The sequence below is a fragment of the Dyadobacter sp. BE31 genome, assembly GCF_031457695.1.
GTDB lineage: Bacteria > Bacteroidota > Bacteroidia > Cytophagales > Spirosomataceae > Dyadobacter.
The window spans coordinates 404,075-426,782 of record NZ_JAVDXA010000002.1; the positions used below are offsets into that span (position 1 = coordinate 404,075).

Annotated in this window: 19 protein-coding genes; 6 read left to right on the plus strand and 13 right to left on the minus strand. The window is 53.8% G+C overall.

Annotated elements, in window-relative coordinates; all coding sequences use genetic code 11:
- Window positions 1-5 precede the first annotated feature (5 nt).
- Window positions 6-1,358, plus strand: a complete 1,353-nt coding sequence (locus J2Y43_RS10565) for a TlpA disulfide reductase family protein (protein WP_309982157.1) — start codon at window positions 6-8, stop codon at window positions 1,356-1,358.
- Here J2Y43_RS10565 and J2Y43_RS10570 read toward each other — a convergent pair.
- The 10 genes from J2Y43_RS10570 to J2Y43_RS10615 all read right to left on the minus strand — a co-directional run bounded on the left by J2Y43_RS10570 (window position 1,325) and on the right by J2Y43_RS10615 (window position 10,195).
- On the minus strand, window positions 1,325-2,719 hold the full coding sequence (locus J2Y43_RS10570) for a S41 family peptidase (protein ID WP_309982158.1): 1,395 nt from the start codon (window positions 2,717-2,719) through the stop codon (window positions 1,325-1,327). The two genes, J2Y43_RS10565 and J2Y43_RS10570, sit on opposite strands and share 34 nt — an antisense overlap.
- Before the next feature lie 22 nt (window positions 2,720-2,741).
- Entirely contained in the window at window positions 2,742-3,164 is a 423-nt protein-coding gene (locus J2Y43_RS10575) for a hypothetical protein (protein ID WP_309982159.1), read from the minus strand.
- A gap of 20 nt (window positions 3,165-3,184) precedes the next feature.
- Window positions 3,185-3,664: a hypothetical protein gene (locus tag J2Y43_RS10580; protein ID WP_309982161.1), complete on the minus strand. Its 480-nt coding sequence runs from the start codon at window positions 3,662-3,664 to the stop codon at window positions 3,185-3,187.
- A complete protein-coding gene (locus J2Y43_RS10585; RefSeq protein WP_309982163.1) occupies window positions 3,661-4,257 on the minus strand; it encodes a sigma-70 family RNA polymerase sigma factor in 597 nt (198 codons plus the stop codon). The genes J2Y43_RS10580 and J2Y43_RS10585 overlap by 4 nt, the downstream gene beginning before the upstream one ends.
- A gap of 52 nt (window positions 4,258-4,309) precedes the next feature.
- Window positions 4,310-5,299 (minus strand): hypothetical protein, encoded by a 990-nt coding sequence (locus tag J2Y43_RS10590; RefSeq protein ID WP_310226481.1) that lies wholly within the window; start codon window positions 5,297-5,299, stop codon window positions 4,310-4,312.
- Window positions 5,296-6,705, minus strand: coding sequence for an MBOAT family O-acyltransferase (locus J2Y43_RS10595; protein WP_309982168.1), 1,410 nt, complete (start codon window positions 6,703-6,705; stop codon window positions 5,296-5,298). The genes J2Y43_RS10590 and J2Y43_RS10595 overlap by 4 nt, the downstream gene beginning before the upstream one ends.
- A 6-nt stretch (window positions 6,706-6,711) precedes the next feature.
- Window positions 6,712-7,920 carry a cytochrome P450 gene (locus J2Y43_RS10600; RefSeq protein ID WP_309982170.1) on the minus strand — a complete coding sequence of 403 codons (1,209 nt, stop codon included), beginning with the start codon at window positions 7,918-7,920 and terminating at the stop codon, window positions 6,712-6,714.
- Between the two features lie 15 nt (window positions 7,921-7,935).
- Window positions 7,936-8,184 (minus strand): acyl carrier protein, encoded by a 249-nt coding sequence (locus J2Y43_RS10605; RefSeq protein ID WP_309982172.1) that lies wholly within the window; start codon window positions 8,182-8,184, stop codon window positions 7,936-7,938.
- Between the two features lie 164 nt (window positions 8,185-8,348).
- Window positions 8,349-9,104 carry a LytTR family DNA-binding domain-containing protein gene (locus J2Y43_RS10610; RefSeq protein WP_309982174.1) on the minus strand — a complete coding sequence of 252 codons (756 nt, stop codon included), beginning with the start codon at window positions 9,102-9,104 and terminating at the stop codon, window positions 8,349-8,351.
- Window positions 9,101-10,195, minus strand: coding sequence for a histidine kinase (locus tag J2Y43_RS10615; RefSeq protein WP_309982176.1), 1,095 nt, complete (start codon window positions 10,193-10,195; stop codon window positions 9,101-9,103). Before J2Y43_RS10615 ends, J2Y43_RS10610 begins: the two co-directional genes overlap by 4 nt.
- A 319-nt stretch (window positions 10,196-10,514) precedes the next feature.
- On the opposite strand from J2Y43_RS10615, the gene J2Y43_RS10620 reads away from it, so the two are divergent.
- Genes J2Y43_RS10620 through J2Y43_RS10630 form a run of 3 tightly spaced genes read left to right on the plus strand, consistent with a single transcriptional unit; the run spans window position 10,515 to window position 16,261 of the window.
- A complete protein-coding gene (locus tag J2Y43_RS10620) occupies window positions 10,515-11,648 on the plus strand; it encodes an efflux RND transporter periplasmic adaptor subunit (RefSeq protein WP_310226484.1) in 1,134 nt (377 codons plus the stop codon).
- A gap of 27 nt (window positions 11,649-11,675) precedes the next feature.
- Entirely contained in the window at window positions 11,676-14,819 is a 3,144-nt protein-coding gene (locus tag J2Y43_RS10625; protein WP_309982180.1) for an efflux RND transporter permease subunit, read from the plus strand.
- A gap of 2 nt (window positions 14,820-14,821) precedes the next feature.
- A complete protein-coding gene (locus J2Y43_RS10630) occupies window positions 14,822-16,261 on the plus strand; it encodes an efflux transporter outer membrane subunit (protein ID WP_309982182.1) in 1,440 nt (479 codons plus the stop codon).
- Window positions 16,262-16,304: 43 nt separating this feature from the next.
- On the opposite strand, the gene J2Y43_RS10635 is transcribed toward J2Y43_RS10630, so the two are convergent.
- The 3 genes from J2Y43_RS10635 to J2Y43_RS10645 are packed head-to-tail and all read right to left on the minus strand — an operon-like array spanning window position 16,305 to window position 20,400.
- Window positions 16,305-17,888 (minus strand): MFS transporter, encoded by a 1,584-nt coding sequence (locus tag J2Y43_RS10635; RefSeq protein ID WP_309982184.1) that lies wholly within the window; start codon window positions 17,886-17,888, stop codon window positions 16,305-16,307.
- 4 nt (window positions 17,889-17,892) lie between these two features.
- Window positions 17,893-18,945, minus strand: coding sequence for an HlyD family secretion protein (locus J2Y43_RS10640; protein WP_309982186.1), 1,053 nt, complete (start codon window positions 18,943-18,945; stop codon window positions 17,893-17,895).
- A gap of 36 nt (window positions 18,946-18,981) precedes the next feature.
- Window positions 18,982-20,400, minus strand: a complete 1,419-nt coding sequence (locus tag J2Y43_RS10645; RefSeq protein WP_309982188.1) for a TolC family protein — start codon at window positions 20,398-20,400, stop codon at window positions 18,982-18,984.
- 100 nt (window positions 20,401-20,500) lie between these two features.
- On the opposite strand from J2Y43_RS10645, the gene J2Y43_RS10650 reads away from it, so the two are divergent.
- Window positions 20,501-21,322: an AraC family transcriptional regulator gene (locus J2Y43_RS10650; protein WP_309982190.1), complete on the plus strand. Its 822-nt coding sequence runs from the start codon at window positions 20,501-20,503 to the stop codon at window positions 21,320-21,322.
- Window positions 21,323-21,526: 204 nt separating this feature from the next.
- The gene (locus tag J2Y43_RS10655) at window positions 21,527-22,705 is read left to right on the plus strand and encodes a helix-turn-helix domain-containing protein (protein WP_309982192.1); all 1,179 of its coding nucleotides are present in this window, start codon (window positions 21,527-21,529) and stop codon (window positions 22,703-22,705) included.
- Window positions 22,706-22,708: the final 3 nt, after the last annotated feature.

Below are 22,708 nucleotides of genomic sequence, written 5' to 3' on the forward strand. Positions count from 1 at the left end.
ATTTATTGGAGCCGAAAAATATCGAAATAGCAAAGGGCCGGTTCGATTCCAATGGAAAGGTTACACTTCAATTTAATATTCCCAATGACCGCTATCTTTCGTTTGGAATTGATAGCGTTGATCGTCGTGCAATGTATTTTTTTGCCGGTGAAAAAACCGAAATCGTCTACGCGGGCAAAACCCCTCGCTTCAAAGGTGCGAATAGTCATTTTTATCAATACCTGGCTGATTTTAAGCTGATTGTGGATAGCCTCGACGCCCTGAGGGAACAACGCCTTACGAGTGGAGACATGATCCAGGAAGATGAAAACGAAGCATTTCTTGAAAAGGCCCGCTTGCCTGTCACGCGTTATGAAAGACTTGTGAAAGCAGACAACGACTTGACGCCTAAGCATAAGGAAGTGCTTGTTTTTGGCGCGCAAAATTTCAGCAAGTCGTTTGATGGGTCGCTCCGGCTGGTTACCGACGACGCCACCTACGAGCATTGGCGAAAGAATGGGAATGAGGCCAACGGCTATGCCCCCGACTTTTTCAAAACGACACCCGTAGCCTCGCAAGGCGTTTTCGACGGCCATTTCTATTTCTATTTGGTCAATTTGGAACTCTTGCAAAACCTGTGGCGTCCGATTGAATTTCACCTGGATGAGTCCGGGGCCGATTATGACGACGGAACGATCGGATTGCGCTGCGCACAGGTGATCACCAGGGCCGGCTTTCCTGAACCTTTTTCCGAGCTGCTTCTGGCGAAAAACTTGTACCACTGCCTGCGTCAGACGGCCGTCACACCGTCCGTCGTGGAATTGTACGACCAGTTCAGGAAGCGTTTCCCGAGCTCCACCTTCGCGCCTGCGCTGGAACGCCAGTTTGCCGAATCGAAATCGCTCAGCAGCGGAGAGCCTGCCAAGGAAATTTATGGTTTTAGAGAAGATGGCAAGCGGTTTCTATTGTCGGAGTTGAAAGGGAAGGTCGTTTACGTGGATTTCTGGGCGACATGGTGCGGGCCCTGTATCGAGCAATTCCTCCATTCCAGAAAGCTGATCCGCCAGTTTGGGAACGACGACGGGATGGTGTTCCTGTTTGTGTCCTTTGACAGGGATACCCGGAAATGGAAGGAATTTCTCCGGGAGAAAAAAATGAAGGGCGTTCATGTGATTGCGGACAGGGACAGCCCTTCCGTAGCAGACGCATACCGCGTTACGGGAATCCCGCATTACCTGTTGATAGACCACCTCGGCAATATCAAGTCGGCATACGCAATGCCCCCTTCACAGCCGGAAACGGCGGCAGTTATCAGCGAGATGTTGGCCGCCCGCCGTTCCGGCGCTCATTTACCGGCAGCCAAGTCAAGCGCTTTTTGAAGTTGGGGATCTCTTTCTGCGAGGATATCCGAAATGGACGGGACAACGGGATATTCGGGGAGAATGCCGCGACCCGGCTCGCGGGCAGGTTTCACGGCGTTCGAATACCGGATGGTAGGTACCGCGACCTGTATGCCCGAATGCGCAAGATTAACCCTCACTGTGCCACCCGAATTGTTTCCTTCGTAACCCCCGCCGGTTTCTTCTCCTATGAAAACGGCCCTCGCATTGCTCTTGGCAATGGCGCAAAAGTCTGCGGCGGTGGAGAATGTCCTCCCGTCTGTCAGCACATACACATTTCCCTGAAAATGTAACCCGGAAGGTTGCTGCACGGCCAGGCCGGGGTGGTCGTCGGGCGTCATCACTGGCTTGGACAGCGACCGCAAATCCGAGAAATAGCGGAATGGCTCGCCGGTCAGATACGAATACAGCAATGCACCGTACACGTCGTCACCGCCTCCGTTTCCACGTAAATCAATGATCAGGTTTTCTACCTGTTTCTGGCGCAATGCGTTGAATGTCGTTTCCAGAAAAGCAGGAAAATCCTGGCCCGCATTCATGATTCGCTGCTTGCTGAATGTGCGGATCGTCAGCAGGGCCCGTGATTGGCCCGGGTAGGTGATGTCGAGCGGCCTCGCGCCGCTCCCGGTTTTGTAGGCAGGGCACCCGGTGTTTTCAAAACGTGTGGGTTCTAAGACAATGTCGCGTGATCGGCCTTCGGGCGTGACCAGCTTGACGTTGTAGGTCGTTTTGGGGCCATAAATAAAGTTGTAAAGGAAGAGGAATGCGTCGTTGTTCAAAGTCGCATTCTTTTTGGTCTGGATTTTGCCGTCCGACGGGAGGTATTGCATAAGTCTGCGGTGGATCTGCGCCATGGATACTCCGTCTATCGACAAAATTTCGGCTCCGGCGGGCACATTTTCGCTCCTGCTGCAAAGCACAAATGCATGATCGCCGCCGGAAAACCAGACTTTCAGCGGGAACATCGGCACAGACGCGGCATATCTTTCCATGATTTCACCGGGTAAGCTGCCGCTGGTATGCCCGCATTCCAGCGCGCTGACGGCAAGCCGGACCAGATTTCCGAACTCAATCAGGGTCATCGGGCCATCGATGGCGGCCTCGCAGCTGTCGAGCAGCCGGTTGAGCGACTCGCGGGACCGGTAACGGTACATATCCGGATGGTTTTCAGCGAGTGCTTTCCGAAAGGCCTGAAAATCTTCCCGGAGCAGCGAGGCGTTCAAAGGCTGGTCGAAATCGGTTTGAGGCGCAACCTGGCTGCACGCGATGGTGATGGTGAATAGCATGGTAAGGGCAATAAGGGTCCCTGCCCAGCGAATGGGTGTTTTTGGAAAATGCATAATTAGGTTGATTTAGAGAATTCTAGTTACCCGATTTTCTCAGGAAGAAATAATAGCCGGCAAAGCTACCCGAAAGGCAAAACGATAGTACTGCAAGCGCCGCCCAGGGTACGAGATCCGTGAGCGCTATGATGGTAGAACCCACCGCTATACCCACAAAAATGGCAAGCCATTTAACGCAGGTTTGCAAGTTCTGTTGGCGGTCCGGCTGCAACAGGAGGGTTGCAAGTTCTTCACCCGCACCCGATTCCAGTACTTTTTCTCTGAGCCGGTACTGAAAATACCGCCGGGTAAGTTCCAGCAGGAAGGCCAGTATTAATACCACCAGTAATACAGTTACGCCCAATGCCACCTGGTCGCGATCTACGTAGGTATTTGTGATCGCCTGCGCGCTCGCGGGGGTGAGCAGGGAGGCGAGGGGAATGACTGATAATATCTTTTTCATGTTTGATAGCCGTTTGTGAATTAGACCGCCGCACCGGGGAAATGTTGCAAACTTTCCGGAAGATTGATCCGGCGAATTTTGCCGACGTTCTCGCTCCATAGGTTGGTCAGCAGGAAAGCAAAAAGTAAGCAGCAAGCTGTGCCGTAGCTAATGACGTCGCTCTTCCCGAGCAGGTCATTCAGCAGCCCCGTATTCAGATAACAAAACACACCAATCGCTGCGAATACGCCCACGAGCGACACGCACGCGATGAATGCCCGCTCGGGCGCATGACTGCGCTTTCGCGCCGGAAGCTGCGCGAGTACGGTCTTTGTGAGGTTGAAATCAAACTCTTCCATAGGTACCACGGACATGCCGCGGGCCATTTTTTGATAGAATGCGACCCGCCCCGAGCAATGCGGGCATTGTGCAATATGTGTTGCCGCGGCCATGCCCGAGTTTCCTGCATCCAGCGCATGTTGCTGAATTTCGATGTCTGATAAATGATCTGCTATGTTCATAAGCCCTTGTTGTAAATCATTTGTATGCGCTCCCTTAGTATTTTCCGTGCCCTGAACAGGTAGCTCTTAATCGTGCCCTCGGGCAAGGCGACGATCTGTGCAATCTCCGCATAACTCAGCTCCTGACGATGGTAGAGCGTGATCAGCAGCTTGTACAAGGCTGGGAGTTTTTCGATTTCCGATTCGAGCAGGCCGTTCAATTCGGCGTCCGTGAGATTTTCTTCCAAGTCGTGCGCATCGGGATACTCTTGCGGGTATTCGTCCTCCGGGTTGGTTGGTGCGGGATGCTCGTTTCCAATGGGCGAGGCCTTATTCTTTTCCAGCTGGTTAATGCAGGTGTTGTAAGCGATCCTCGCGATCCAGGTGGAGAGTTTCGACTGAAAACGGAAGCTATCCAGCTTTTGAAAGACTTTCAGGTAAATGTCCTGGGCAATATCCCGCCGCTCCTCCCGGTCGGGGATCATCTTGAACACGATCTGCGCGACGAGCCCTTCAGTGTCCCTGATAATGGATCCGAATGCCCTTGTGTTACCACTGAGCACCCGTTCCACCAGTACGCGGTCGGTCGGCTTATGATGTTCTTTATGATCCATTGCTACTGATTGGACAGCCATGGTCTTAAAAAGTTGCAAAATTGCCAGAGTTCTATCGTCTGGCGGACTCTTCCTGCAAAAAACGGGTGTATACCGCTGCCCCTTTCCGGTTCAGATGGTGTGCATCGAACAGGTTTTCGGGTTTGAAAAGCGCATCGAACAGGGGTTGTTCCGGCAGCTGGATCAGGTTCTCAACCGGCAGAAACGGCGCTACTTGCGACAGGATCAGCTGCTCACCGCGGGTCATGTTGTTGGGATAATAAAAAATCACTTTCCTGTCCTGCTGTGCGGCGCGGGCGATCAGCTGGCAGATCCGGGAAATGTAATAGGTATTTCGTTGCGTCTGCGGGCGAACCGCCAGCATTTGTTCGGTCGAGGTTTTGTTTGCCGCAATGCGGTCGCTCGTTTTGGAAAGAGCTGTGGTAACGGACTGGTAGCCATTCGGCAGGAGGTTGGCGCCGCCTTCGATCGGGTCGGTGCCGGGGGTGAGCGCTTTCTTGGCGGATAGTACTTGCGGGGCAATGGACACCATTTGAAACAATGTGGTGTTGAGGCCCGCCAGGAAGCTGCCGGTTTTTTCCTGCAAACCGATGTCGGGGCAGCCGGCCAGCAAACGGGCCCGGAAAACGGCATCCTGAACCACCTGCTGCGGCGGCAATGCCACGGTGCTGTAATCGAGCGCGCTCAGTTCGATGTAGATCGTTTTTACGGCCGGATTCGCCGAGAGCATATCGTCCGCGATTTGAATGGAACTATAAGGCGAGAGGCTGAATATGCCAAAATTATAACTCCGCGTTTTCTGCCGGTTCAATGCGTCGAAAAGCGCCGGGTCGATTCCGTACTGGGTGCGGCTGGTGCCGATGAAAACGGTATTCGGATTGAACGCCCGGCAAAGCTGCTCCCTTGCCGTGATGTCGCGCCGCGGGTCGGTGTAAAACTGCGCGACGACCAGCATCACCACCACCTTGAAGGCGACAAGCAGCAGGAGCCATTTGGTGATTTTGACGGTCATGATGCCGGGTGTCGCGTAAGGGTTAATCAAAACTGGATGTAATAAAAATTACCTACCGAAGGCCTTCCGAATATCAGCACGAGCTGAACGAGCAGGAGCACCGACAATGTCCGGTACAACGTGCTTTTCTTCAGCATATAGGAAGCAATATCCTCTTTCTCGCCCATTTTGTAGTTGAAAAAATCCATCACGAGAAACAATGCGACGGTCAGCAACAAGCTGGATGTCAGTAAGGACGTACTGCCGGATCTGAACCCGAACATGCTGCTGTACAGCCGGACGCCGCTGCCCAGCTCCGCGGCACGGAACCAACCCATGATGAGAGTGCCCGTGAGGAGCCTCACGACCACACGCCACACATAATGCGCCTGCGTGCCCGTGGGAAGATGGAGTTTGGCATAAAACCGCTGCCAGAAACCTTTCGTACGCATTTCAAAATTGATATAGGCCCATTGCAGCGATCCCCAGATCACGAACGACCAGCTTGGCCCATGCCAGAGCCCGGTAATGATGAAGGTGAGCAGGCGGTTGAATTCAAGCCGTTTCTGGCTGGTAACCCCTTTGCTGATATTGAAAAAGATATAGTCGCGGAACCAGGACGTGACCGTGATATTCCAGGCGCTCCACGATTCCGTCCGCGACGGGGTGAAATAGTAGCGGTTCGAAAAGTTCTTGCTTAGCCTGATCCCCAGCAACCTCGCCGAGCCGGTGGCAATGTCGCAGTAGCCCGAAAAATCACAGTAGAGCTGGACCGAAAACAGCAGAATGGCCAGTGTGACGGAAATGCCGGTGTAGGCATCCGGCCGGTCGAAAACAGGGCTGGTAATGTCGGCAAGCCTGGCTGCGAGGACGATTTTTTTGAACAATCCCCAGATAATGAAGTAAATGCCTGCCTTGATGTTCTCGGCCTCGTACGGTTTCGGGGCCCTGAGCTGCGGGACGAGCTGACGCGTACGTTCCAGCGGGCCTGCGAGCAATGTGGGGAAAAACCCGAGGTAGATCATCAGATAGCCCAGGTGGTTCTCCGGCTTGATGTACCGGCGGTAAACGTCGTAGAGGTAGCCGATGATCAGGAACGTGTAATACGAAATCCCGATGGGTGCAATCCAGTTGAGCGCTACCAGGGACACTGAGTTATGGACCGGTACCAGGTATTTGAAAAACAAAAGCGGCGAGAGGCAGATCACGATCGAGAGCGATAGCAATGCTTTCCGGTGTTTTTTGGAATAGGCCTGGTTGGCCAATGCCTTCCCGGATGCGTAGCAGATCAGGACGAGGACGAGCCAAACGGCCAGGTATTCCCCACTCCAGCTGAGATTGAACAACAAGCTGGCGACCAGCAGAAAAACCCATTTTTTGGCCTCGGGTACCTTATAATAAGCGGCAACAACGAGAGATAGTAAAAGTAAATAGGAGAAATCCGTGAATTTGATCATGCCCTTTTATTTTAAGAGCACGGGTAAGCGCTTGTACCCTCTGAAAAAGATTTTGGAATCCCATTCAGGGCTTTTGCTAGGGTGTAAACGGATATCAGGGAACGCAGCCATGAAGCGGGGCAGGAACTTCTGCATTTCGAACCTGGATAGGCGCGCGCCGAGGCAATGATGCATTCCAAAGCCGAAACCGATATGCGGGTTAGGCTTGCGGGTAGGCATGAAGGTATCCGGGTTTTGAAAAACGGACGGGTCACGGTTGGCGGAAGCGAGGCCCAACAGCACGGTTTGGCCTTTTCTGAGTTTCAAACCCTCAAATTCCATGCTGTGTGCCACCTGCCGCGGGATCCAGTTCACAGGGCTTACGTAGCGGATCAGTTCTTCTACGGCGATGGCGCATTCATTATGGGCGTTCCAGTTGATCACCTGGTCGCGGTTTTCAATCAAAGCCGCAATGCTTTTGGTCAGCAGCAGGGTAGTAGTTTCCGTGGCGGCATTAACCAGGAACTCCCAGGTGCCGATCAGCTGCGGGGCCCTGTCGCTCCCCATGATCTCCCTCATTTCGAGCAAAAGGCTGTTGGTAGCCTCGGTTTCCTGGCGGGTAAATGTCTCGGAAAGATATCCGTGGAACTCCCGCGACATCGCCGCGCATTCCAGCAATTCGGTGACGGACAGTGTTTTCTCGAAAATAAAGGTGATGACGTAGGAAAACTTCTGGATGAAATCGTAATCCGCTTTTTCCAATTGGATAATCTTGCTGATGATCAGAAAGCTAAACTGACGCGCCATTTCCACGATGTCTGTTTCTTCTTTTCCGTCAAGTCCGGCGATAACCTCCCGGATCGCGTCGAGCGTAATCTTCTCGTAATCGGCCTGGTAAAACTTCTGGTTTACGAAGCGGCGGTGTTCTGCATGCTTTTCGCCATTCATGAACAATAACCAGTACCGCAGACTTTCGCCGAATTCCAGCAGGCCGGGGTCGTTATTCGAGAGCGCCGACACGATTTTGAACCTTTCGGTAAAGTCGAAGTTCTTGAAGTTCTCCGAATCGGACAGGATCTTTTTCACGTTGGCGTAGTCCATCGCCACCAGGTCACCGAACATATTGAAATGAAGCGGGTCCGACTGGCGGATGTCGGCGATGAGCCCGGTATAATTTTGGTTAACCTCGGTTTTCGACGACCATATCGACGTCGCAGACATGAGCGGGGTTTGCATGACGGAAATGGGGTTTTATATTTCCTGGTTTTCTGCAATCCATTGGCTGGTGGCCGCGATGGTGCGCATCTCCCAAAAAATGGAAGGGCTTAATTCCATCCCGATGTATTCTTCCAGCTCTGTTGTAATGTTGACGAGAATGAGGGAATCTAACCGAAAGTTAACGATGTCGGTGTCGAGTGCTGCTTCGGAAGGATCTATTCCCGCGTGTTTCGAAATGTTTGCGGCGATCCACTCGGAGATTTCAGTAAAAGTCTTGGGCATGAAGGCGTCAAGTAGGGTGTACAAATGGTAATAATTGAGTAAAGTACTATCAAAAATCGGGCAAAAAAAGCCGTGACGCCGGATAATGTAATTTTGACGCTAATAAGTTAGTAACCGGTAAAAGACTTGTTTCTACTGCTGTACGCACCTTTTTGAACCACCGTTTAATAATCCAGCCACGCTTTCAGCACATTTGCCTTTTCGCGGCTTACAAGAACTTCTACTTCCGGATGATTGCGGATATCGATTTTAAGTTTTCCGTTGAAATGATGGTGAATGCGGGCGATGGCATCGATGTGAATGATAAACTGCCGGTTGGCACGGAAAAACTCCTTCGGGTTGAGCTGCTGTTCAAGCTCTTCCATCGTCTGTACCAGCACTTCTTCGGAACCATCCGCGAGACAGGCGCGTGTGATCTTGAATTCGGAGTGAAAATAAATCACGTCGCTCACGAGCACCGTTTTGTACCCGTCTTTAAAAGGCAGCAGAAACCGGCTCCGGAATTCCTTCGGCTGGACGAAATTCAGAAGCCCTTCCAGCGAACTGAAGTCGAGCCGGCGGGTCAGTTTTTCGGCTTCGGCGAATGCATTTTCCAGCTCGTCCTGCTCCACGGGTTTCAGGAGGTAATCGATGCTGTTGTATTTGAATGCCCGCACGGCATATTCGTCGTAGGCAGTGGTGAAAATGACGGGGCATTCGATCCGCACCTTTTCAAAGATCTCGAAACTCAGGCCATCGGAGAGCCGCACGTCGATCATCACCAGGTCCGGGTGCGGGTGCTGGCCGAGCCATTCTACGGTTTCGGTAATGCTTTCGAGTACGCCCACGATTTCGGCTTTGGGCCGGATGGCCTTGATCAGCCTGCGCAGGCGGTCGGCATTGGGCTTTTCGTCCTCGACGATCAGAATGGTATCAATCATATTTTTATCAATGGGATAATCACTTTGAATGTGCGGTCGTCGGTTTCAATGACGGGCTGGCGATGGGAGAGGAGGTTGAACCTTCGCACAATGTTCGCTATCCCGATGCCCGACGACTGAATGGGTTTTTCGAGCGGCAGCAGCGTGTTTTCGACGATCAGCTCCTTGTCCTCGTTGCTGAAAATCCGCACGACCAGGGGCTCCTTTTTGCTGGTGCGGTTGTGCTTCAATGCATTTTCCACGAGCAGTTGCAGTGTCAGCGGCGGCATCAGCAAATGGCGGTGTGCGGGGTCGACGTCGATTTCAAATAATACTCCTTCTCCAAAACGGTGTTCGATCAGGAACATGTACGAGTGGAGGAATTTCAGTTCGTCTTCCAGCGGGATCACATCTTTTTTGGAATTAACCAGCATATAGCGGTAAATGCGCGAGAAATTCTCGGCATACTCATAGCCCAGCTGCTGGTCTTCGAGGATCAGTTCCGAAAGTACGCTGAGGTTGTTGAACACGAAATGCGGGTCGATCTGCAATTTGAGCGATTGTAATTCCGCTTCCATAGCGGCCTGGTTGAGCTGCGCCACCTGGATGGCCTCATTGCGCCAGTTCATGATCAGGTAATTGCCGATGTTGATGCCCATGATCATGATCGCGATGATCGTGCTCACCACCATCCATTGGATAATACCCCGCGTTTCTTCGATCGTCATCCCCGATTCGAGGAGCAGCAGCTGTTTTTCATCGGAAAGGTAAATGAATGCGATGTTGATCAGCAGGTTGAGCAGCAGCACGGCAATCAGATTGAAGCAGGTTTCGAGGATAAGCCGCTTGCCGGGGTGTTCTTTCCAGGACATCAGCCTGTTGAGCCGCATACCGATGGCGATGTTGATCTCGGAGATCGAAAGGCAGTACAGGAAAGATACCAGCCAGTCGCCGAGAATGAGGAGCGGCTTGCGTTCGAAATAATGCTGCCAGTAGGCCGCGAAAGGATCCAGGATGTAGGATACCAGGTACGACGCAAGGAACGCAAGCACCGCCACCAGGATGCGTATCCCTTTATTGTTCAAAAAATAGGCGTCTCTTCCGTTGGCCATTCCATTTGTCAGGTTTCCGATGAAATGCGCTTCCAGCCTTTAACCAAGGGCAGCTTGCATTATTTCACTACAAAAATAAAACGCGCCGCCCGATACCCGCCGAAAATTGATCCAATGCGTGGAAATCGGGTACCGAACCGCACGAGCACGCGACTGAAACGGCGCCGGCCCGCATCCCGGATTCCCCGCCCGGATTCGGTAGGGCCATTCTTCGTTTCGGTCGCGAAAATCAACGGTTCGGTCAGTTTAAACCGGTCATAGGCACGAAATCTGCATTTTTTTGCACAAAAATCAACTTCTAAAAATGACACAGGGATTCATGTTAAGCCGTGAAAAAACAAGACAGGTTCTCCTCATCGGGCTGGTCGCGTGGGTATCGTCCTGCGGACCGAAACAGGAGCAGCCGCCTATGCAGAATGCACCCGTGAGCGTCGATTTCCAGGAGATCCGGCAATCGGAGGCGCAGGTGGAAAAGAAATATCCGGGCTCGATCGAGGGTTCGGTGAATGTCGATATCAAAGCGCAGGTATCGGGCTACCTCGATGAAATTTACGTGCGCGAAGGTGAATACGTGCAAAAAGGCAAGCCGCTGTTCCGCATCAAGGGCGATGTGTTCCAGGAGCAGGTCAACAACGCCGACGCTGCGTTGAAAGCCGCGCTGGCCGCCGAGGAAAGTGCGCGGATAGAACTGGAAAAGATGAGGCCGCTCGTACAGGGCAAGGTCATGTCGCCGGTGCAGCTGCAAACCGTAGAGTCGAATTATGCATCTGCGAAAGCACAGGTTGCCCAGGCGAAAGCGGCATTGGGCTCGTCGCAGATCAATGCCGCTTTCAGCCTCATCAAAGCGCCGGTGAGCGGCTACATTGGCCGTATCCCGAACCGGATCGGCAACCTGGTAACGCCGGCAGACGCCGCCCCGCTGACCACGCTTTCGGAGATTAATAACGTGTTTGTGTATTTCTCGCTCAGCGAATCCGACTTCATATCTTTCATGAAAGACCGCAAGACCGACGAAGGCCTGAATACAGTGGAACTGATCATGGCCGACGGCACGACGTATCCACAAAAAGGCCGCGTCGAAATCGCCAGCGGTAATATCGAGCGTGCAACCGGCAGCATTCCACTGAAAGCCGTTTTCCCAAACCCCGATAAAGTGCTGCGCTCGGGCGGAACCGGGAAGGTAGTTTTGAGAAGGACCCTAACGGACGCGCTCACCGTGCCGCTTGCCAGTGTGAAAGACATTCAGGACCGCTATTTTGTATTTGCCCTCGGCGATAGCAACAAGGTGGCGATGAGGCCCATCGAAGTCAGCGGCCGGGCAAAAAACCATTACATCATTAAAAGCGGGTTGAAAGAAGGTGACCGCATCGCTTTGAACCGCATCGACGTCCTCACCGAAGGCATGCCGGTAGAACCGGGTAAGACGGGTGTAGCGGACGCGACAGGCAAGTAAAGCATCATCAACAACTGAAATCAAGTCATGTTAAAATCAATTATAGACCGGCCGGTACTGGCAACGGTGATCTCCGTCGTGTTCGTCATTCTGGGGATTATCGGCCTTACCCGGCTTCCCATTACGCGTTTTCCCGACATTTCGCCGCCTACCGTGCTTGTGAGCGGCAGCTACCCCGGCGGTAACAGCGAGGCGGTGCTACGCTCGGTGGTGACACCCCTCGAAGAGCAGATCAACGGCGTGGAGAACATGCAATACATTTCGTCCACGGCCAGCAACGACGGTACATTCTCCGTCCGCGTGATTTTCAAGCAGGGCGTAGACCCCGATCAGGCCGCGGTGAACGTGCAGAACCGCGTGCAGCAAGCCACGCCGATCCTCCCGCAGGAAGTGATCCGGATGGGGCTTACGACTTCCAAGCAGCAGAACAGTATGATCATGATCTTCAACGTGTATGCGGAAGATAATGCCAAATACGACGAGCTGTTTTTGCAAAACTATGTGAATATCAACCTGATCCCGCAGATCAAGCGGGTGCCGGGCGTAGGCCAGGCGCAGGTGTTCGGGTCGAAGGACTACTCGATGCGCGTGTGGCTGAACCCGCAGAAAATGGCAGGTTACGGGCTGATACCGTCGGATGTGACATCGGCCATCGGCCGTCAGAGCCTCGAATCCGCGCCGGGCAAGCTGGGGGAGGAATCGGATGCTGCGCTCGAATTTGTGATCCGGTACAAAGGCAAGAAGAATTTGCCCGAGGAATATGAGAATATCATCGTGAAAAGGAACGGTACCGAGCTGGTGCGGCTGAAAGACGTCGCACGGGTCGAGTTCGGGTCGATCAGTTACAGCGGTAATAACAAGGACAACGGCCGTAATGCAGTATCCGTAGCCATCCTGCAAACTTCCGGTTCCAATGCGAACGAGATCGAGATCGGTGTGAAAGACGAGATCAAAAAAGCATCCCGCTCGTTTCCGCCGGGCATCAGTTACGCAACATTGATGAGTACCAAAGACCGGCTCGATGAAAGTACCAGCCAGGTGAAATCCACACTGATCGAGGCATTTATACTGGTATTTATCGTCGTATTCCTGTTTTTGCAGGATTTCAGGTCAACGATCATTCCGGCCATTGCGGTGCCGGTCGCCATTGTCGGGACCTTCTTCTTCCTGCTCGCATTCGGGTTTACGATCAATATCCTGACGCTCTTTGCATTGGTACTGGCGATCGGGATCGTGGTCGACGACGCGATTGTGGTCGTGGAAGCGGTGCACAGCAAGATGGAAGGCTCGCATATGAGCGGGCGCGAGGCCACGCACAGCGCAATGGGCGAGATTACGGGCGCGGTAATTTCCATTACACTCGTGATGTCGGCGGTGTTTATTCCAATCGGCTTTATGACCGGCTCCTCGGGGCTGTTCTACAAGCAGTTTGCCTACACGCTCGCCATCGCGATCATCATTTCGGCGATCAACGCGTTGACGTTGACACCCGCGCTTTGCGCATTGCTTTTGAAAAACACCCACGCGGAAGGCGGCCACGGCAAGCCGATGAATTTCAGTCAGCGCTTCTTTGCGGCATTCAACTCGGGTTTCAACAGCATGACGGGCCGATATGTGAAAGGCGTCCGTTTCCTGGCTGGACAAAGATGGCTGGCTGCCGGAATTGTTGCGGCGATCACCGGTTTCGCGGTTTACCTCATGACCACCACACCCCGCAGCTTCGTGCCGATGGAGGACGACAATTTTATCGTGTACAGCCTTGGCATGCCTCCGGGTACCGCCCTCTCCCGCACGACCGAAGCCGCGAACAAGATCGACAAGCTCCTGTCCGATATCGAGGCAATTGAAAGCAACACGAGCATTACCGGTTTCAATATCCTGGGTGGTAATGCAAGCGCTGCCTATGCCACTGGCTTTGTGAAATTAAAAGAGCAGAAAGAACGCGGAAAGGTGCAGGATATCGATGAAATCCTCGGTATTATCTCCGGCAAGCTCGCCACCGTGAAAGAAGGTACGGCCATGGCATTCCGCTCCCCACCTGTGGAAGGTTACGGGATCACCAGCGGAGCGGAAATCGTGTTGCAGGATCGTATGGGCCGCGACCCCGCCGCGCTTAAAGCGATGGCCGACAGCGTAATGGGGCAGATTATGCAGCAGCCGGGTGTGCAATACGCCTACACCATGTTCCGCGCCGACTATCCGCAGTTGGAACTGGAAGTGGACGAGGAAAAGGCAACGCAAATGGGCGTGGATGTGGATGGTATGCTGGGGACGATCCAGACCTATTTCGCTGGTGACCAGTCGCTGAATTTTACCCGTTTCGGGAAGTTCTACCGCGTGAATGTGAAAGCGGATGGTGTTTTCCGTACCGACCAGGAGGCGTTTAACGAGATATTCGTGCGCAACGACCAGGGCGGAATGGTGCCGGTCAAATCGCTGGTAACGCTCAGAAAAGTGTACGGGCCTGAATCGGTGAGCCGGTATAACCTCTACAATTCATTGACGATCAATGTGGTGGCTGCGCCAGGTGCCAGCAGCGGGGCGATCATGGATAACCTCGAAACCAATGTGCTGAACAAGCTCCCCGGCGATTACAGCTACGAATGGACGGGGCTTAGCCTGGAAGAAAAATCCTCGGGAAACCAAACCATGCTGATCCTCGCGCTCAGTTTGCTGTTTGTATACTTCCTGCTTGCGGCGCAATACGAAAGTTACCTGCTTCCGCTGGCCGTCCTGCTCTCGATCCCGACAGGTATCATCGGAGCGTTCCTGGGGATCAAGTCCATCGGGCTCGACAACAATATATATGTACAGGTCGGGCTGATCATGCTCATCGGTTTGCTGGCCAAAAATGCGATCCTGATCGTGGAGTTCGCCGTGCAGCGCAGGCGCGCGGGGCTGTCGATAGTGGAATCGGCATTGGATGCGGCGCGGGCCCGTTTGCGGCCGATTATCATGACCTCGCTGGCATTTATAGTGGGGATGGTACCGCTGATGCTGGCTACCGGCGGCTCGGCTTCGGGCAACAAGTCGATCAGTACCGGTGCCGCCATGGGTATGCTCAGTGGCGTGGTGCTCGGGGTGATCGTGATCCCGCTGCTGTATATGCTCTTCCAGTATTTGCAGGAAAAGGCGTCGGGTAAAAGGCCAGTTGAAATAGTAAACGGATAACAATGAGAACATTCAATCGATATATCATAACAGGCCTGGTACTGGCACTGTCCCTTTCGGCTTGCAGGGTGGGGAAGGAGTACAGCCGGGCCGATCTGAACGTGCCAGAGAAATACCGGCAATCCGGCGAGTCGCCGGTAGCGCAGCCGATCGCCCTCACGGCGGACTCGGTGAAGCTTTCTTGGCGTGCGTTTTTCAGGGATACTACCCTTGCTGCGCTCATCGATAAGGCATTGGTTCACAACAACGACATTGCCGTGGCGATGATGAACATGCAGCAGCTCGACCTGACCTACCGGCAGGCGAAGCTGGGCCTGCTGCCTACCGCCGACCTCAGCGTGGGGGCTAACCGTACCTGGCTCTCCACCAACTCGCTCAACGGTTCCCTCAGCGACCAGTTCCTGGGCACGAGCTATATGGACGATTACAGCGCGACCATCCGGCTGAGCTGGGAGGCTGATATCTGGGGTAAAACCCGCATGCAGCGCGAGGGCGCATTGGCCAGTTATTTTGCCCAAAAAGAAAACCTTTCGGCATTGCGTACCCGCATTGTGGTGCAGGTAGCGCGGGCATATTACAACCTCGTAACGCTCGACGAACAGCTGAAAATAGCGCGGCGCAATGTGGAACTCGGCGATAGTACGCTGAATATGATCCGCTTGCAATATGCGTCGGCGCAGGTCAACTCGCTGGCATTGGAGCAGGCCGTGGCACAAAAGAAAACCGCCGAGTTGCTCATACCGGCCGCATTGCAGGATATTGCGGTGCAGGAAAATGCATTGAGCATTCTTTGCGGCAGCTATCCCGACAGCGTTCAGCGCTCCGGCGCAGCTTTGGCGCTGGCTTCCGGCATGACTTTGCCCGGGGATGTTCCGGCGCGCCTGCTGAGCCGCCGGCCCGATGTGAAGGCCGCGGAATATGCCGTAATCGCAGCCAATTCGCAGACGGGCCTGGCCAAAGCGGCCATGTACCCGGCGATCAGCCTCACGCCGTCTATTGGTGCGAACTCTTTTAAGTTTAATACCTGGTTCGATTTGCCGGGCTCAATGGTGAAAGCCGTGGCGGTGAATATCGCGCAACCGCTTTTCCAGAAAAAGCAATTGAAAACGGCCCACGAGATTGCGCAGATCGAGCAGCAAAAGGCGGCGGTGCAGTTCAGGCAGTCGGTACTGACGGCCGTGGGAGAGGTTTCGGATGCCCTGGCCAAATCGGAGCACGTGGCAACGCGGCTCCGGCTGGTGGGCGAAAAGAAGGAGTCGCTGACGAAAGCCAACCAGGACGCCCTCGTGCTCTACCGGAGCGGAATGGCCACGTACCTGGAAGTGATCACGGCGCAGAACAATGCATTGCAGAACGATCTCGAAGCCATCAATATCCGTCGGGAGCAATTCAATGCCGTGACGGACCTTTACCGGGCGCTCGGCGGCGGGGACGAGCAATAGTAATCAGGCGGCCGGCATTCAACCGGCCGCCTGGTTTTTTTAACTAAGTACCCCAAATCCGGTTTTTCAAAATATCGAATGTCTGCCGCAAATGGCCATTCAACATCATCAGCACCACGGCGGCCAGCAGTGCGTAGCCGACGTATGTGAAAATTTCCATTTCGGCCAGCAGCGTCGTTTGCGTGGTGAGGCGCTGGCTGAGCTGGCGGAATGCAAGGCCCGTCGCCTGATCTTCGGAAAAGCCTTTCGTGACGAACCCGGCCGTCGAGCCGGCCAGCCAATGCTGCGTTTCGGCGTTTTCAGGGGTTAGTATCTGTTGTAATTTACTGTAATGCTTTTGCTGCAAAACAATCAACGCATTTTGCATCACACAAAAACCCAATGTGCTGCCCCAAAACCTGCCGGTGACACCGACCGTCCCGGAAAACGGGGCCAGATGTGAAGGCGTGGAAGACACGGTGAACAATACCAGCGGCACGAATAGCACACCCACACCGACACCTTGCAGCAGGTATGGAATGGCAATGTCTGCCAGCGATACATCCGGTACGAACAGGAACGTGAACCACAGGTGGTGAATGGCCAATACCGAAAAGCCCAGCATGAAAATGTACCGGGTAGCAACCGAACGCGACATACAAGCCGCGGCGATCAGCATTCCGATTGCATTACCGGCCACATTCAGATACTGGATGTGCGCGACCCTGACGGGCTCCCAGTTCCACACTTTTGTCATGGTCTGATGGCAGAGATTGAGCGTGGCCCTCGAAACATAAAAAACAACAAACAGGAGCAGGCCCGTGCGAAGGTTGGCATAGCGGAACACCGCAAAATCGAAACAAGGGCGCTTTACGAGCTGTTGTCTCAAGATGAACAGGGCGGAGGTAATGGCCGCACCGGCGCAGGCCGCAACAATGAGCGGCGATTCGAACCAGTATCTTTTCTCTCCGTACACGAGCACGAACGCCCCGCACAGAATGGCCGCGTGTACCAGCACGAGGCTCGCCCAGTCGATCTGGAAGAGCGGTGTTTTGCGGTGGAAACGGTGCCCGTTGAAAACCAGCAATACCAATGCGACGCACAAAAGCTGGAAAAATGCGGAGCCGTAAGCCATGTAGTTCCAGTCGTAATTTTCGAGCAGCCACACGGCGATGTTCATGATGAACGGAGAGGCCATCAGCAGCATTCCATAAGTGAATGAGAATACGATGATGGTCGCATTCCTCGATTTGAAGCGGGTAAGCAGCAGAATGCGCAGCGGCACCCACGGCAAGGCCATCAGAACGCCCTCCGCCGCCCTCAGCATGAGGAACAGGACAAAATCGTGCGTGTATGCGGAGGCGATGAATGTGAGCGCGGCGAGCGCGTAAATGGCGATAAAGTAATTCCGGGTCGGGAAATACCGGAAAATGCGGTTCTCGACGAGCAACGTCGCCAGGAATGTTCCGTAGGTGACGCTCATCGCAAATTGCAAATCCTCGGGTTCGACGTCCAGGAAGCTGGCCGAGTAGGTCATATTGCTGGTGTACAATCCAAGCAGCACCATCGTATGCAGCATACAGCATATCAGCACCGATTTGATGAGCCAATCGGGTACCCAACTTTTGAAAACAGGTTGCTTGTTCACGATACTAATGCTGGTGAGCAGCGGTAACGGTGACGTTCATACCGGCCCGGAGAAAGGCCGTCTGCGAACCGGGATCGGTAAGGGCAATGCGTACCGGAATGCGTTGTTCGATCTTCACGAAATTGCCGGTGGAATTGTCGGGCGGCAGGATGGAGAACCGGGCGCCGCTTGCCGGCGAAAACGACTCGATCCGGCCATTGAAAGTGCGGCCGTGGGATGCGTCGGCTTTGAAAGTAACGGATTGCCCCACCCTCATATCGGCGATCTGCGTTTCTTTGAAATTCGCCGTGATCCATTTTTCGCGGCTCACCACCGATACCAGCGTTTGGCCTTCCTTCACGAGCTGCCCGGGCTGGATGGTTTTCCGGCCTACCCAGCCGTCGTAGGGCGCCGTAATGACCGTGTACGACAAATACAATGCCGCATTATCGGCTGCCGCATTCCTGACCTCCATCATCGACTCGGCCACGGGTACCTGAGCGAGCGCCTCCGAAGTCGCCAATTCCGATGCCCGGATGTTCCTGTTCACTTCTTCGTAATGTGCCCGAGCGGATTCGTAATCGGCCCGTACTTTTTCGACCTGCTGTTCGGTAGCCGCTTCTTCTTGCAGCAGGGCTTCGTAGCGTTCGTATTCCAGTTTTGTTTTCCAAACCAGCGTCCGGGCGGCGTCCAGTTGCGCCTGCCCCACGGCTACATGGCTTTGGGTCGACGCGGCATTTTTGCGTGCTGCCGAAACGTGGTGCCTGGCATTGCTGATTTCGGCCGTAGCCATACCCCAATGCGCCCGGTATTCGCGGTTGTCGATCACGATAAGCGTGTCGCCGCGGTGTACAAACTGGTTTTCGGCATACCGTACCTGCTGTACGTAGCCGGTAATGCGGGTGGCAACGGGTGTTACGTACTGGTCCACCTGCGCGTCGTTCGTTTCTTCGTAGTTGCTGTAAATGATCAAGAACCATATGCCCAGTCCAATGCCGGCCAACGCGATCACGCTGGCAATGACGGTTATAGCGGTATGGAACGGGCCGTGTTCGGCCGGGATTTTACGGATTTTCATGAGAATGTGTTGAAATATGTTGGGGTTAAAAAGGCCTCAGGGCAGCTGACCGGACGCGTACAACAACCGCCGGTGTTTGACGGTAGCATTAATGCGGGCAGTCAGCAGATCGAAACGCGCTTGAAGAAGCGCATTGTCGGCGTCGAGCATTTCGGTGATCAACGCGAGCTGGTGGAGGTATTTGAGTTTTACAATGCGGTAGTTTTCGGTCGCCTGGGTGACGGCCTTTTCTTTCACGGGAATGGTTTCGAGGAGGTCTTTCAGTTCGGTGTGGTGTTTGAATACATTGTCCATTACCCGGTTTTTAACGATGCCCGTTTGCGCCTGCTGCGCTTCCGTACGCATGCGGGCGATGTGCGTGCGTGTCTTGTTTTTATACAAATTGGAAAGGCCGTAAGTCGCTTCCACCCCCACGCGCCCCAATGTATAGAGGTACGGATCGGGCGGAAAAAACATGTAGTTGGGATAGTTGAACCCATAGGAGGCAAACAGGTGAATGCTAGGTAGGTAAGCAGCCCGTGTGATCCGCTGCTCAGTTTCGGAAACGGCTTCCATCTTTTCAGATATGCGCATTTCATCTTTGCTGAGCGCTGCGTGGAGGTAGGAATGCAGGTCTTCAACCGGTACGGCGGCGTCCAGCAGGCGGGCCGTGTCGAGTTCCAGGGCAACCTCTTCCGGCATTTCCAGCAAAGTGTGCAAATCATGCAGCACGATTTCGATGTTGCTGCGGTTGGTCGTGCGCGAGAGGCGTATATCGGAAAGTTGCAATTCGGCCCGTAGTACTTCGTTGCGGGTGACGGCACCGTGCGCCTTGAACGACCGTACTTCGGCAAGCCGGTCTTCCTCTTCCCGGATATGTTCTTGCAGCAGCTTATCGAGCTCCATCATTTTATAAGCGCTGAAAAACAGCTCCGTCGCTTCCATTTTAACGTCGTTTTCCGTTTTCAGCACGGCCAGCGAGGCAATCTCATCCTGCTGCTGCGCTTTCCGGATCGCATACCGGATCTTTCCGCCGGTGTAAAGCGGCATTTTCGCGGAGCCGGTGAGGTCGGCAATGACGGGGATCGTGTGCGTCACAACCTTGTCGCCCAGGCCGTGGCGGTACTCCGTCAGATCGGTAATGCGGGCATAGGATGCGTGAAAGTCAATTTCCGGGAGGCGGAGCTCCTTCTTTTCGTCGATGTCGGCTTCGGTGACCGCCCGCTCGATCCGGGCGTGGCGGATGTCGCGGTTATTGGCCACCGCGATTTGCAATGCCTCAGGCAGTGACAGCCGCCGGGAAGTTTGCGCCTGCGTTGCGGAGGAGAGCAGCAATGCGCCCGCAAATACCGCGCTGGCTGTTACAGACCCGGGTTTGTAAGGGGTTGATAATGAGTAATGACTTCTCGGGAATGGTTTTGTTCGGAATTGCACTTTGCTGAGTGTGAACTGCCAGAACGTGGCCGCAGGTCTCATTGTGATAGGACTTATGGGTGATTTAAATTGTGAAGCAAAGGTGCGACGTTTTGAAGTGGCTTTATTATCTTGCAAAGTCAAACATTTATCCATTTACGCCATGTCTAAAATCGACCGGATGTATTACCTCACGGAGGTCGACAAGCAGCCCCGCAGCATTTACTGCATGCACGACCTGATGGGCGAAAACGATGTGGCCCCGCATACGCACCGTAAGGGCCAGTTCCTTTACACGCAGGGCGGGATCGTGCATGTGGTGACACCGCAGAAGACCTATTTTCTGCCTGCCCGGCATTATATATGGATCCCGTCCGGGGTGGAGCACAGCATTCATCCGGGCTCGCCGGACGTGATCATGCGGAATTTGTATTTTCCGGTAGAGCCCGGCGACCAGCCTTTCTATTTCGAAACGGGCATTTATCCCGTAAACGACCTGCTTTTGCAAATGGTGATTTTCAGTAACCAATGGAGCGGGGATATCCACGAGGCCGACAAGAGCAGTTACCTGTTCGCGATGGCATTGAAATACATTTTACCGGAAATCAGCATTTATAACCTGCCGCTTGCATTGCCCTACGCGAAGGACAAGCGCCTCGATAAAGTGATACGTTTTATGGAGAACAACCTGCATGAGCCGATCGCTTTCCCTGAACTAGCCCGCCGCTTCGGTTTCAGCGAACGCAGCCTTTCGAGGTTGTTTCATAAAGACGTGGCGATGTCGTTCGTGCAGTACCTGACCATTCAGCGGATGATGCGGGCATTGCGGTTTCTGCTGGAAGAGCATATGCCGGTGAAAGAGGCGGCGGCATTGGTGGGTTACAACAGTGTCCCGACATTCAGCACTACCTTTTACAAAATCATCGGCATCCGTCCGTCCGACTATGTAAAAATGAATGATCTGTCGCACGAAAAGCTGTTTTAAGAGCGCTGTTGGCTAATTTGGCCATTCCCTGAATACACCATATGCAAGTCCGGCATTTTCCGGGGGAAAGATGAGGCAGTAGCCTGCACGGGTCAATCAGAAGCAGTTGGAGAAGATTTTTTCGCTGGATGTGATTTAACAGGATTCCTCCAAAAATCGCTAAGTTAGCCAGCACTAACCGCGTTCCCATTTCCATTGTTGCATATGTTGAGTCTGATAGGGCTGGCAATAACCTTCTTTCTGGCCGTTATTTTATGGGGTAAGCACCATAAAACCAGTGCCGATTATGTGTTGCTGGTCTGGCTGCTGCTGATTGGGGTGCATTTGGGGCTTTACTATTCCGTCGCGAGCGGGAAATACCTGCAATTTCCCTATTTGCTGGGTGTCGAAATCCCGCTTCCGCTGGCTTACGGGCCGCTGCTGTACCTCTACACCTCCGAACTTACCCGGCTTACGCACAAGCGGCGATACCGGTTGCTCCATTTCGTACCCCTGGCGCTGGCTTATCTCTACATTATCCCGTTTTATATGCTTACACCCGGGCGCAAGATTTGGGTTTACCAGCATGAAGGGGAAGGGTTTCGCGAGCCGCAGCTGCTCTTGCTCTGTGCGATCGTACTTTCAGGGGTGTCGTATGCATGGGCTTCGTGGCTCCGGCTGCAAAGGCATCGAAGGCGGATCGATGCGCAATTTTCCAATACCGAAAAAATCAACCTGGCCTGGCTGCGGTATCTGATCGTCGGAATATCGGTGATCTGGCTGACGATCTTTCTCGACAACGAAGCCTATATTTTTGGGGCGGTGGTAGCATTCGTGTGTTTCATCGGTTATTTCGGGATCCGGCAAACTGGGATTTTTACCGATCAATCGCAGCTCGCCTGGGAGCAGGGGAACGCTGCGCCGGATGGCGCAGCTGCGTCGCTGGCGGCGGAGACGGCCGGGCCTGAGGAACCGATTGCCGGGGCAGGCAATGCAGCACAGGATACCGTTGTAAAATCGAAGTATGCGAGGTCGGGATTGAGCCGGGATGTAGCTTTGCTGATTTATGGAAACCTGGAAGCTTTAATGGTGCGCGAGCGGCTTTTCACCGATCCCGAGCTCACCCTGGTGCAGTTGTCGGAGAAGCTCGGTACCAATGCCAACCACCTCTCGCAGGTGCTCAATATGGTAGGTAACAAGAGCTTCTACGACTACGTCAATGCGCTGAGGATCGCCGAATTTACCAGGATTGCCGGGTTGCCTGAAAACCAGAAGTACACTTTGCTGCATTTGGCCCTCGAATGCGGGTTTAATTCCAAAACTTCTTTCAATCGCAATTTTAAGAAGCGTACCGGCCTGGCACCCAGTGAGTTCCTGGCCCGGCAGGATATCCACCTTCAATAGGAA